Annotated in this window: 9 protein-coding genes; 7 read left to right on the top strand and 2 right to left on the bottom strand. The window is 53.0% G+C overall.

The genetic code is table 11. From position 1 onward, the window contains the following. Complete coding sequence (scpA, locus tag Q397_RS0114210; protein WP_028879979.1) at positions 1-2193, top strand: methylmalonyl-CoA mutase; 2193 nt, start codon at positions 1-3, stop codon at positions 2191-2193. Between the two features lie 98 nt (positions 2194-2291). Then, the gene (gene meaB, locus Q397_RS0114205) at positions 2292-3332 is read left to right on the top strand and encodes a methylmalonyl Co-A mutase-associated GTPase MeaB (protein ID WP_051610060.1); all 1041 of its coding nucleotides are present in this window, start codon (positions 2292-2294) and stop codon (positions 3330-3332) included. Here the strand turns inward: meaB and Q397_RS0114200 are convergent. Continuing rightward, positions 3329-4618 (bottom strand): DUF3422 family protein, encoded by a 1290-nt coding sequence (locus tag Q397_RS0114200; protein WP_028879977.1) that lies wholly within the window; start codon positions 4616-4618, stop codon positions 3329-3331. The two genes, meaB and Q397_RS0114200, sit on opposite strands and share 4 nt — an antisense overlap. Positions 4619-4811: 193 nt before the next feature. On the opposite strand from Q397_RS0114200, the gene Q397_RS22715 reads away from it, so the two are divergent. From Q397_RS22715 to Q397_RS24295, 5 genes are all read left to right on the top strand, one after another. Continuing rightward, positions 4812-6158: an RsmB/NOP family class I SAM-dependent RNA methyltransferase gene (locus tag Q397_RS22715; RefSeq protein ID WP_051610057.1), complete on the top strand. Its 1347-nt coding sequence runs from the start codon at positions 4812-4814 to the stop codon at positions 6156-6158. Between the two features lie 14 nt (positions 6159-6172). Then, positions 6173-8683 (top strand): ATP-dependent helicase HrpB, encoded by a 2511-nt coding sequence (gene hrpB / locus Q397_RS0114190; protein WP_051610055.1) that lies wholly within the window; start codon positions 6173-6175, stop codon positions 8681-8683. 215 nt (positions 8684-8898) lie between these two features. After that, positions 8899-9660: a MotA/TolQ/ExbB proton channel family protein gene (locus tag Q397_RS0114185; protein ID WP_028879975.1), complete on the top strand. Its 762-nt coding sequence runs from the start codon at positions 8899-8901 to the stop codon at positions 9658-9660. Between the two features lie 21 nt (positions 9661-9681). After that, positions 9682-10557: a flagellar motor protein MotB gene (locus tag Q397_RS22710; RefSeq protein WP_051610053.1), complete on the top strand. Its 876-nt coding sequence runs from the start codon at positions 9682-9684 to the stop codon at positions 10555-10557. Between the two features lie 116 nt (positions 10558-10673). Then, positions 10674-12143, top strand: a complete 1470-nt coding sequence (locus tag Q397_RS24295; RefSeq protein WP_169738003.1) for a pentapeptide repeat-containing protein — start codon at positions 10674-10676, stop codon at positions 12141-12143. Here the strand turns inward: Q397_RS24295 and Q397_RS0114170 are convergent. Continuing rightward, complete coding sequence (locus Q397_RS0114170) at positions 12120-13220, bottom strand: iron-containing alcohol dehydrogenase (protein ID WP_028879974.1); 1101 nt, start codon at positions 13218-13220, stop codon at positions 12120-12122. The two genes, Q397_RS24295 and Q397_RS0114170, sit on opposite strands and share 24 nt — an antisense overlap. Positions 13221-13385 lie beyond the last annotated feature (165 nt).

Here is a 13385-nt window from a genome sequence, read left to right as displayed (position 1 = left end):
ATGAGCACAATTCCGAATTTTGCAAATGTTGCGCTGGACACTTCCGGCCTGAATGACAAAGACGTTGCCGACTGGAAAAGCCGCATTGAAGGCCAGTCCGGCAAAAAACTGGATGACCTGAACTGGCGCACACCAGAAGGTATCGACGTTAAGCCGCTTTATAGCGCCGAAGACCTGAACGACATCGATAGTCTGGAAACCGTGCCCGGTTTTGCGCCGTTTAAACGGGGACCGTACAATTCCATGTACACCACCCGTCCTTGGACAATCCGTCAGTATGCGGGTTTCTCCACAGCGGAAGAATCCAACGCCTTTTATCGTCGGAACTTGGCAGCGGGTCAAAAAGGTCTGTCGGTTGCCTTTGACTTGGCGACACACCGGGGCTACGATTCCGATCACCCGCGCGTAACGGGCGATGTGGGGATGGCCGGGGTTGCCATCGACAGTATTTACGATACCCGCACCCTGTTTGACGGCATCCCGCTGGATGAAATGTCTGTGTCCATGACCATGAACGGCGCGGTTCTGCCCGTCCTTGCGCTCTATGTACTGGCGGCAGAAGAACAGGGCGTGACACCGGATAAACTATCCGGCACGATCCAGAACGACATTCTTAAAGAATTTATGGTGCGTAACACCTACATTTACCCGCCGACACCTTCCATGAAGATCATCTCCGATATCTTCGGCTTTACCTCAACACACATGCCGAAATATAACTCGATCTCCATTTCCGGCTATCACATGCAGGAAGCGGGCGCGACGGCTGATCTCGAACTGGCTTACACATTGGCTGACGGTGTGGAATATATCCGCTCCGGCATCGAAGCAGGTCTGGATGTGGATGCATTTGCCCCGCGTCTGTCCTTCTTCTGGGCGATCGGCACCAACTTCTTTATGGAAGTAGCCAAAATGCGCGCGGCCCGTATGTTGTGGGCGAAACTGGTGAACCAGTTTGACCCCAAAAGCACCAAATCACTAGCCTTGCGTACCCACAGCCAGACGTCCGGTTGGTCCTTGACCGCCCAAGACGTGTTTAACAACGTCACGCGAACCTGTATCGAAGCCATGGCGTCCAGCCAAGGTCACACACAGTCTTTGCACACAAACGCGCTCGATGAAGCCTTGGCCCTGCCGACCGATTTCTCGGCACGCATTGCCCGTAATACGCAAATCTTCCTGCAGCAGGAAACCGGCACCTGTGACGTGATCGATCCATGGGGCGGGTCTTACTATGTTGAAAAACTGACGCAAGATCTGGCAGAAAAAGCATGGGCGCACATTCAGGAAATCGAAGAACAAGGCGGCATGGCAAAAGCCATTGAAGCCGGCATCCCAAAAATGCGTATCGAAGAAGCTGCAGCGCGTACCCAAGCCCGTATCGACAGCGGTCGTCAAACCGTTGTGGGCGTCAACAAATACCAGCTGGAAAATGAAGATGCGATTGACGTTCTCAAGGTGGAAAATACCGCCGTGCGTAAATCCCAAATCGAAAAACTGGAACGTCTACGTGCAGAACGTAACGAAGCGGACTGCCAAGCCAGCCTTGATGCCTTGACAGAATGTGCGAAAACCGAAGACGGCAACCTGCTTGACCTCGCCATCAAAGCCGGTCGCGCCAAAGCCACTGTCGGTGAAATTTCCATGGCATTGGAAAAAGTCTATGGGCGCCATCAAGCTACCATTCGCTCCATCTCCGGTGTCTATAAAAACGAAGTTGGGGAGAAAAACGAGAAAGTGGAAACCGTTACAGCCCTCGTTAAAAAGTTTGAAGACCATGAAGGTCGTCGCCCCCGCATCCTGATCGCCAAAATGGGTCAGGACGGTCACGACCGTGGTCAAAAAGTTATTGCCACCGCCTTTGCTGACCTCGGCTTTGACGTGGATATCGGCCCCTTGTTCCAAACACCGGAAGAAACCGCACGTCAAGCGGTCGAAAACGATGTGGATATCGTTGGGGCCTCTTCCCTTGCAGCGGGTCACTTGACCTTGGTGCCGCAACTGCGCGAAGAGTTGGAGAAACTGGAACGTGACGACATCCTGATCGTCTGCGGCGGCGTTATCCCACCGCAGGATTTTGATGCCCTCTATGAAGGCGGCGCGGAAGCCATCTTCCCCCCGGGGACCGTCATTTCCGAAGCGGCCATCGATCTGATGAAAAAGCTGAACGAAGTTGTCGGTATCGAAGACTAAGACTATATAGACAAAGTGCTTTGCGCTTTAGCGCCAAAGCACGATGGATATGTGCCCCTGTGCAAACAGGGGCCTCTTTCCTTTTTAAGAGGTACGCTATGAACGACATTGTTAATCATTCCGTTAAAAAAGGCCCTGTGCGTCGTCGCAAGCAACTGTCTGTGGACGAGTATGTCAAAGGGGTTCTGGCGGGTGATCGCACAATGATCGGGCGCACCATCTCACTGGTGGAAAGTACCTCGCCGCGCTATCGCAAGATCGCACAAGAAGTCTTATTGAAATTGCTACCCCATTCCGGCAAAGCCCATCGCATCGGCATTACAGGTGTGCCGGGTGTGGGTAAATCCACAACGATTGAAGCTTTGGGCTGCAACCTCTGTGAGGCAGGCCATAAGGTCGCCGTTTTGGCGGTTGACCCGACCAGTTCGGTTTCTGGGGGGTCTATTCTGGGGGATAAAACCCGCATGAATAACCTCGCCATTCAGGAAAATGCCTTCATTCGCCCCAGCCCCAGTTCCGGGACATTGGGCGGGGTTACGAAAATGACCCGCGAAACCATGATCGTCTGTGAAGCGGCAGGCTTTGATGTGGTCTTGGTGGAAACGGTCGGGGTTGGTCAATCAGAAACCGTGGTTGCTGATATGGTAGACTTTTTCCTCGTCCTCATGCTGCCCGGTGCGGGGGATGAACTGCAAGGTATCAAAAAAGGCGTGCTGGAACTTGCCGACATGATCGCCGTCAACAAATCCGATGGCGCAAATGAGAAAAAGGCCAAGTTAGCGGCGCGGGATTATAAAAACGCGCTCCACATCATGAAGCCGCAAAGCCCAAGCTGGAGCCCGCCTGTTATTTGTGTGTCCGGTCTTGCGAACATGAACTTGGATGACATGTGGGCCAAGGTCCAAGATCATCGCGAGAAACTGACGAAAACCGGCGAACTGCAGGAAAAACGCACCGAACAGCAATATCGCTGGATGTGGGCCATGGTCGAAGACCGCCTGATGGAAGCGCTAAAATCCCACCCCGACGTCAAGAGCCAAATCGATAGCATCCATGACGCCATCAACAACGAAACCCTGACCGCCACCGTCGGCGCTCAGCGTATCCTGAACGCCTTTGGCTTAACCGAAACGCTTTAGCCTTCCTGTTTCAGCAAGGCCTTTTTGGCTTTTTTCAATGCCAGCCACAAAGCGAAGGCAACAACGGGGATGGCAAGTCCTGTCACCAGATCAGGATTAACCGGAATCCCCAGTGCCTTGACCCCTTTGGTGCCGTAGCCCAACAAGCCGATCAGATAATAACTGATCGCGACCACGGACAGGCCTTCCACCGTTTCTTGTAAACGCAATTGTAACTCAGCGCGTTTGTTCATGGTTTTCAGCACTTCTTGGTTTTGCTTTTCCAGCTCCACCTCCACACGGGCACGCAGCAAGCTGGCTACGCGGCTCACCCGCTGGGACAGATTGTGTTGACGGCTGGAGGTATGATCGCAGGTCTTCATGGCAGGGGCCATGCGTCGTTCAATGGTTTCCGAAAGGGTCGGCAACCCCTGCAAACGGCCTTCGCGTAATTCCTGCAGGCGTTGCTGAACAATAGCGTAATAAGCCTTCGTTGCGCCAAAACGATAGCTGTTGGTCGCAGAAATTGTCTCAATCTCGGCAGCCAGCAAAGACAGTTCATCCAACAATTGCCCGTCCGTCTGCACTTCATTTTTATCAGACATTTTCTTGGCGATTTTGGCCAAACTCTCATCGACATATTTAATGCGCGGGCTGGCTTCACGCGCTAACGGAAAGCCTAGCAGCGCAAGGATACGGTACGTCTCAATCTCCAACACCCGTTGCACCGTGCGTCCGGCCTGCGTTGATGTCATATCAATGTTGCGCATCAACACCCGCATAAAACGGTCCTGATGGACGCGCATATCCGTCCATAGCAACGCTGATCCGCCAGAAACCTCACAGGCCACGTAGGTATGGCCTTCAAAATAGCGCGACAGTTCAATGGAGGTTCGTTCCGGTGTGTCGGCACTTTCCAATTCCAGATGGACCGCATTCATGACTTCACCCGGCATGGTCTTCAACCAGTCTTTCGGGACAAATTCGATCACCGGATGGACGAACGGTTCCTCACAGCCTTCGTTACGGAAAAAGGTGTAAGTAGAAAATTCCGTATGACGCTCCCACCGCAGACGAAACGGTCCCATGTCAGAGATAAAATGGTTCGTCCCCAATGCCGGATGAGGCACATCAAAATGGCTACAGAGCTTTTTAAGATGACTGACTTCCTCCTCAGCGCCGCCTTCCCCTGTCATCATGGCGATGTGGGAAATCCGTTCCGGCACATCCAGTGCAATATAGGGGCGCGCGCGTATTTCTTTATCCAAAGTATCACGCAAGGGATGTTCCGTGCCAAGAAAAGCCATCTGAAAGTCCATATCCTGTTGATTCGTTGATTCATTTGATTAACTACCCAAATTGGTATTACCACCATAAATAAAGTCCAGACAAGTCCTAATTGTTGAAGTTTTTCATTTCCCCGCCTTGTCTTTTCGGTTTTTAATGGCATTTCGTCTAAAGCATGATATGAAGCCCCTTCGCACCAGAAGGAAAAAAGTTATGAACGACACCCAAGCAAAACCGGCCTACGGCCTCGGTCGTGCCGCACGCCTCAACCTCGTATGGGAAATGTTGAACGAGATGGGTGAGACCGGACGTAACATGGACGCCATCCTGTCCAGCCGTTTTCGCCACATGCAAGATCAGCTGGAACGCCGCGATCGCCGCGACCTTGAAAACCGCACCCGATCGGTCTTGATGAATTACCGTAAACTCCTGTGGTGGCTGAAAAAAATTAAGCTGCAACCGACCATGCGTACCCTCTTGCTCGCCGATATGATCCTGAGTGAGAAAAGCGATATTGCCCAGCTCGAAAAGCTCTGCATCGGTTCTAAAAACCGCATGGATATGTTGCGAAAAGAAGAAATCGCAGGCCTGAAGCGCCTGTTGGGTAAGGACATGATCCACCCGGACATGAGTGAAGGTGTTCAGGCCGATTGCCCCGATTGGGCGGTAAAAGGACTGAAAGAAGTCTTCGGCGATAATTTTGCTGACGAACTTCGCGCCCTCAATGACAAGCCGTCAACCGATTTCCGCGTCAACACATTGCACAGTGACCGCGAAACCGTCAAAGAGAGCCTGAAAAGCCAAGGCTTCCAGACTGTTGAAACCCCCATGTCCCCCATCGGCTTGCGTCAACTGGATGCAGGTGGGCCGTTATTGTCTGAAACCGAAGCCTTCCGCCAAGGCTGGATCGAAATTCAGGACGAAGGCTCCCAACTGGTTGCCCAGATCGTCGGCGCGAAAAAAGGCATGCAGGTTGTCGATTTCTGCGCCGGTGCAGGGGGCAAAACCCTTGCTATGGCAGCCATGATGGAAAATAGCGGGCACTTGGTGGCTTGTGATGTGCATTCCAAGCGCCTGCAACGGGCCAAGGTACGTTTAAAACGGGCCGGTGTCGTCAATGCAGAACGCCGCCAGCTGGAAAGTACTTTTGATAAATGGGTCAAAAAAAGCCGTGGCAAATTTGATCGCGTGCTGATCGATGCGCCGTGCAGCGGATCAGGCACATGGCGTCGCAACCCCGATTCCAAATGGTCAAAGGATGAAACCGATTTGGCGGAACTGGTGAAGCTACAAAGCGAGATTTTGCAAAGTGCTGCCCGCCTGACCAAAACAGGCGGTCGTTTGATCTATGCGACCTGCTCCCTCCTGCCGGAAGAAAATGAACGTCAGATCGAAGCCTTCCTTGCTCAAAACGACAGCTTTGCAGTGGTTAAAGCCGTTGATATCTGGGCGGAACTGGAATTAGGCGACTACCCCAGTGCCAGCCAAGACTATCTGCGTTTGACACCCGCACAAAACAACTGTGACGGCTTCTTCGCTTGTGTGCTTGAGAAACGCTAACCCTTGCTTCGGCCATGACACGCTTACTTGATCTGCCGGACTTTCCCGTTAAGGAAACATTCCCCGCCCTGAAATCCGCTTTGCAAAACAATACTTGCGCGATTTTGGAAGCCCCACCGGGCGCGGGGAAAACAACGCTGGTTCCCTTAACCTTGCTTGGGGAAGACTGGCTATCCGATCAAAAGATCATCATGCTGGAACCCCGCCGCCTTGCCGCAAAAATGGCGGCAGCCCGCATGGCGTCTTTGTTGGGGGAAAAGGTTGGTCAAACCGTTGGCTACCGCATCCGCCAAGAAAAACAAGTCAGTGCCCACACCCGCATTGAAGTGGTCACAGAAGGGATCTTGACCCGCCTGATCCAGAATGACCCTGAACTCAACGGCGTGGGTCTCGTCATCTTTGATGAATTTCATGAACGCAACCTGCAAGGCGACCTCGGCCTAGCCTTCTGTCTAGAAACACAAGAAGCGCTGCGTGAGGATCTGCGGGTGCTTGTGATGTCCGCAACCCTTGACGGCGACGCCCTTCAAACCTTCCTGAAGGCCGCACCACGCATTACCAGTGAAGGGCGCAGTTACCCCGTTGAAACACGTCATTTGCCGCGCCCGGAAAAATTCGACCTCGCGCGCGATACAGCCAGTGCCATCAAACAGGCTTTCCGTGAAGAAGGCGGCAATATCCTCGCCTTCCTCCCCGGTGAAGGTGAGATCAGGAAAACCCAGTCGATTTTACAAGACAGTTTTGGCGGGCGCGACGATGTGCTTCTTGCGCCACTTTACGGCGCTTTGCCGCCCAAGCAACAAGACCTTGCCATCGCCCCGACCAAAGCGGGCGTGCGTAAAATCGTGCTGGCCACCACCATTGCCGAAACCAGCCTCACCATTGAAGGCATCCGCGTTGTGGTTGATTGCGGTCAAAAACGCGTGGCGCGATTTGACCCTGCGCGCGGCCTGTCCAAACTAGAAACCGTGCGTGTCAGCAAAGCCAGTGCGGAACAGCGAAAGGGGCGCGCCGGACGGATGGAAGCAGGCGTGTGCTATCAACTTTGGCCCAAGGCGGAAACTCAGGCCCTGCAAGATCGCGATAGACCGGAAATTCTTGAAGCCGATCTTGCCCCGTTCGTGCTGGAATTGGCGGCTTGGGGCGTGCAAGACATCACAGATTTGCGCTTGCTAGACACCCCGCCGGAACGCAGTTTGGCTGACGCCCGTGCCCTGCTGCAGGAGCTGGACGCGCTTGATAAAGACTTCCGCCTCACGGCCCATGGCCGCCAAATGCAATCGCTGTCTTTGCATCCCCGCCTTGCCCATATGGTCTTGACGGCGCAACAGCACAGCGACGAAGACACTGCCTTGGCCTGCCATATTGCCGCGATCCTGCATGACGGCCCAATCTTAAAAGGCAAAGCCGGCAGCGATTTGCGCGATAGTCTGCGCCTGTTAGCAGATGGCAAGCCCGACCCGCAGACAGCGAAAGGTCCGTTCCATCGCGCACGCGAAACAGCAAAAACGCTAAAGGCACGGCTCAAGCTCTCCAAGGTACAGGCCAGCAACGCGGCTGAGACAGGCGCTCTTCTCGCCCTTGCCTTCCCCGATCGCATTGCCAAATCACGCGGCAAAAACAGCCCGGATTATTTACTTCAAAATGGCATGGGCGCGTGCCTAGAGGACGATAGCCGCCTGTTGGGGGAGGATTATCTTGTTGTTACGCACCTAGATGGCAGCCGCGCCAAAGGGCGTATCTTTAGCGCCGCACCCCTAAGCGAACAGGACATTCGAAGCGCCTATCACCCCCATATTCAGGTTCAAAATGTCGTGGAGTGGGATCAAAAAAGCCAGTCTGCCCGCGCTGAAAAACAAGAACGCTTCGGTGCCATCGTCTTTAAAGCCACGCAACTGAGCGATATCGATCCAGACCTGATTAAACAGGCGCTGTGTCAGGGCGTGCGTAAAAACGGTCTTCACACCCTCAACTGGACAGAAGAAGCCAAGTCCCTGTGCCAACGCATCCGTTTTCTCAGGCACTATTCAGACCATTGGCCTGATTTTAGTGACGAGGCCTTGCTGGAGACTTTGGAAGATTGGTTCTCCCCTTTTATCGGCACAGCAAGTCGTCTTGAACATCTCAAAAAAATTGACCTTCATGCGGCCCTTCTCGCCCGTCTCACTTGGGAAGATCAACAACAGATGGAGAAGCTGGCCCCCACCCATTACCGCGTGCCCAGCGGGTCTAACATCCGTCTTGATTACAGCAGCGTGAAAAAACCGGTGCTTGCTGTCAAATTGCAGGAGATGTTCGGCCACCCTGATACCCCGTCTATTCACAACGGGGACTGTAAACTCTCGATTCATCTGCTCTCACCGGCGGGACGGCCTTTGCAGATTACAGAAAACCTCGCGAGTTTCTGGCAAACCGCCTACGATTCGGTCAAAAAGGAAATGAAGGGGCGCTATCCCAAGCACCCTTGGCCCGATGATCCCCTCACAGCGCAGGCAACCAACAAGACCAAACGTCACTTACAATAATTATTGGCCTACAATCAGCGCAATACACGCAATAACAGAGCTTCTTGGTCATTTTTATTCAGATGCCTGTTGCTCAACTCGTCAAACCTAAGGTAAAACTTGATTAAGGATACGGGGATAGCGACTTAGAGTCTTACAGTCTTAGGAAGTTGGTAAGGATTTACCACTAAGCTGCTATTAATGTACGCGGAACAAACAAGAACGGCATAAGTTTTATGGATCTCGCAACGCTCATCGGTATTGTACTTGGACTGGTCATTATCGTCGCCTCCATTATGATGGGCGGTGACATCGGGTCCTTCATCAATATTCCATCCATCGCAGTTGTGTTCGGGGGAACAGCCGCGGCGACACTCGTTAAATTCCCGCTTAAGGATTGCATTGCCGCCCTGAAAATCGGCGGCAAAATCGCCTTTAAAAATACCGCTGACGACCCGCGCAGCGTTTACGATATCGCTATCGAACTGGCAGGCATCGTGCGCCAAAAAGGCCTGTTAGGTCTGGAAAGCGTACAGATCGAAAATGAACTCATGGCTCGGGGCATCCGCATGTGTGTGGATGGGATGGACGGTACTGTCATTAAGGAAAGTATCACCAAAGAAGTTGATATGGCGATCAAGACCGAGATGGCGGGCGAAAGCTTCTGGCGCGGTATCGGTGACATGGCCCCTGCCTTCGGGATGATCGGGACATTGATCGGTCTTGTACAAATGTTGGCAAACCTGTCTGATCCGGCCGCCATTGGTCCGGCCATGGCGATTGCGATGTTGACGACATTCTACGGCGCCGTGCTGGCTAACCTGATTGCCATTCCCTTGGCCGACAAGCTGGAAATCAAAATCGACAATACCAAAAACACCCGCGCCTTAATTATCGAAAGTGTCATGCAAATCCACGCATCGCAGAACCCGATGGTTCTGCAAGAATTGCTGGGTGTATATCTGCCAGGTGGTAAACCTGCAGAAGACGAAGAATAAGAGTAGGACGCTGTAGCGCACATGGCTGAACAAGAAAAGAAATGCCCCCCGAAGGGCTCCCCAGCATGGATGGCGACTTTCGCCGATCTTATGTCTTTGCTGTTGGTTCTTTTCGTGTTGTTGCTGACCTTTTCGGAAATGAACGTGATCAAATACAAGCAAATGGCTGGGGCCATGCGCAACGCGTTCGGTATTTCCAAACAGGATAAACTCGCCGGTGTGATTGAAATTGATGGGCAGATGGAACGCAAAGTCGCGCGGAACGTCTCGCCGACCAAAACACCTGTGCCGACCGTCTCTATGGATATCCCGGATACCACAGATCAAGAAGTCTTTGAAATCGACCCACAGGAAAGCCCCGAAGAACAGGCGGCAGATGTGGAAAACGAAGTCGCAAAAATTATTGCTGAAGAAGCCGCCGAACAAGGCGTAGAAGTCGAAAAAGACGGAAACGAAGTTAAAATCCGATTCCCAAGCGAAATTGCCTTTGGGTCCGGGTCTGCTAACGTCGGGTCCGCCTTTGCCGATCTTCTCGATAAACTCAGTGAAGTCATTAAGAAAGCCAATGGTGACGTGCTGGTGGCAGGTCATACGGATAACATCCCCTTGGGGGCTGGCGGTCCATACCGGTCCAACTGGGAACTGTCCGCCGCGCGTGCCACATCCGTTGTCCACCATTTCCTGAACCACACGGATATCAAGGCAGATCGCCTTGCTGTGCAGGGGTATGGAGACAGTCGCCCCTTGGTCCCAAATGACACACCTGAAAACCGAGCCAGAAACCGTCGTGTAGAAATAATACTTGTCCTGGGTGCGAAACAGATACATTCTGCACCTGATGTACAAAATCAACTAGAGAGCGTTTTTGGCCCCCGACCAGACATGGGACTGAAATAATCTTCTCAGACAGTTGAACCCGTGCTATTTACGGGTATGATAGATTATAGTTCTGCAGCTGGACGGAAAACGAATAAATTATGCCTGACTTTGACTTCAGTTCATATAAAGTCCTTATGTGCGATCAAGATCCAGAAACGATCGATATCGCCAGAACAACCTATCTGGATGCAGGTATCGGTGACTTTGTCGCCACCCCTTCACCGGAAGAAGCTTTAAAACACATTCCTGTCATGAAACCGGACGTTATACTCGTGGCGTTAAAGCTGGGGAGCGTCAACGGGATCAGCGTTGTGCAAAAAATCCGGTCGATGAAAGACGGCATCTTTTACAAAACACCGGTCCTGCTGTTGCTGGAAAAAGTCTCAACAAACATGCTGCGCGAAGCCTGTCGCGCCGGTATCGAGGGGGCGTTGCGTAAGCCCATTAACGCATCTAAATACCTCCGCTTCACCCGTGCTGTGATCCTGAAACCACGGCGCTTCATTTGCGTACGCCATTATTTCGGTCCAGAACGCCGCATGCGCGATAATCCACATTTTTCAGGGCAAGACCGTCGCACCACCAACGGGCTGACATCAGAAGACCTAACCACGGATACCTTCACCCAAAACATCACACCGGGCAAAAGCGCCCTTGGCAGTGAGCCAGTACTCTCTACCCCAGCCCCTAACCAGAGCAGACGGGCAGAACCCAACGCAAATGCGGAACGTTTCGACTGGGGTAAATCCGAGACAAAAGCCAAAGCCGATGGCGGCGTGATGGATTATAGCAGCGCAGAATTTAACAAGTCGCAAAAAGCTCAGCCTGCACAAACGCAGGAAAGCGGCGCTGCGGCCCCTCATAAGTCCAAAGAGGCTGGCTATGATTTCACGTCCGCAGACAAACCCGCCGCGAAAACGGATTTCGACTACGGCAAAAGCGAAACTCAGCCTGTGAAAACACAGACCGACGTTCCGGCCAGTGAGACCAAAAAAATCACGCCCCCCGAAGACCTGCGCCCACAAGTCGCAGAAACAAAAGCGGCTGCACCCGCCCAGCCTGTTGAGCCAACCGGACCGGACAGCGATGATTTTGAAGAAGTCATGGACCTTGATGAATGTCTCGATCTTCATAAAGTCTGGGTAAATAGCGGCGGCAAGATCGGACAGCAAGCCAACCGTCCCCATTCCGACTTTCGGGGGCAAGACCTTGAAGGGGCCGACTTTACCCGTGCGATCCTGCCCCAGTCCAACTTTGAAGAAGTTGACTGCACAAGCGTTGTCTTGCGCAAAGCGGACCTGACCGGCTCCACTTTCCGTAAAGCCTTATTGATCAGTGCTGACCTGCGGGTTTCTCGCCTGAGCAAAGCAGACCTGCGCAATGCCAAGATGGACCAAGCCAACCTGCTTGGGGCCGATTTAACCGGTGCGAACCTAGAAGGGGCATCCCTCTATAAAGTGAATTTCAGTGGCGCAAACCTGAACCGGACCAACTTGCGCGGCCTCAATCTGACCTCCTGTCAGGGATTGATCTCTGATCAGATTAAACGTGCAATTACAGACCAGACGACCCAATTGCCATTAAGTGCGCGCACGCCGTCGTAATAAAGCCACCATCATTTCTTCCTCGTTCAATCGAACGGGGAGGACCTGATCATCCCACTCATCCAACAAGGACTGGCAGACAGCACTTAGGTCACGCGGGGATAAATCCAGCTTGGGCAATTCAAGGCGTGCGACCCAACGCCGCAGGGTGCCAACCAAAGACGCATAAGCTTCCTCGCGATCTTCAAAAGGACGGGCCGCCAACAGCTCCCCAATAAGGGCATATTTGTCCATTGCTTCCGCATCCGGCAAACGATCGCTCAGCGTCTGGATCAGCGTATCACTCACTTCCGCACAGATCGTTGCAATGGCTTGGGCGTAACTGAGGTGCGTCTTTTGCTCAAAGGCAGCCGCAAGCTGATGGGTCAACCCAAACCCAGCCTGACCGGACCCAATCCCCGCAATTAAGGATGCATAAAACACGTCATCCCGTCCGGCCTGATCCCCTTCCAGTCCACTCACAAATCCGCGGGCAAACGCTTCCAGTCCCGACCAGACCAGCGCATCGGACAACACAGTCGCTTTGGGGGAGACATAGGCCTCCATCAACAGCGCCAGCACACCCAACGCCCGTGCCGCGAAATCATCACGTGCCATCTCATCCAAAAATGCCGGATCGGCAAGGACCATACTCGGCACCAGACTGGTTTTTCGGGTTTCCTCATACGCCGTTTTGCCGCCAAAGATCACACCATTCATCGCAGCCCCTGTTCCGGCCGTGGTCGGCACCGCAATATGGGGTTGGCCCTTCATGGATAGTAACTTGCCCGTATCAATGGCGCGGCTCCCCCCGATGGAGACAACACAGTCAAAATCCCTCAGGTCAATCTCTTCGCGGATCGTCTTCGCAGCTTCTTGGGTTTGCTTGCCCCCCGCTGACACATGGGTAATCGCAAGGCCGGAGACCTGCAAATGATCCATTGCCTCTTTTAACAGGCTTGGATGATTGTCCGTATAGACACCCCCCACCACCAGAACCCGCGTTCCAAAAGGCGAGATGCGCTTTGAAAGCTGCTGAAAGACGCCGCGCCCAAAGATGAGTTCGGGAATACCGTTTGCAACAAATCCTGCGACCATGTTTCATCTATCCACTGTTTATTTTCTTCATCCTATGACAGAAATCCCATAAATACCAAAGCTGAAAATAAAATTCACATTCCTGAATCACCCGATTGCCGCCCAGAAGGGGTGGACAGATACACGATCTTGCGTCAGAAGATAGTTTTTGACCTTTCAACAGGA

It is taken from the genome of Terasakiella pusilla DSM 6293, from assembly GCF_000688235.1.
In the GTDB taxonomy this organism is placed as follows: domain Bacteria; phylum Pseudomonadota; class Alphaproteobacteria; order Rhodospirillales; family Terasakiellaceae; genus Terasakiella; species Terasakiella pusilla.
The sequence above is the reverse complement of the archived record's forward strand: the minus strand, read 5'-3'. Positions and strand labels throughout refer to the sequence as shown.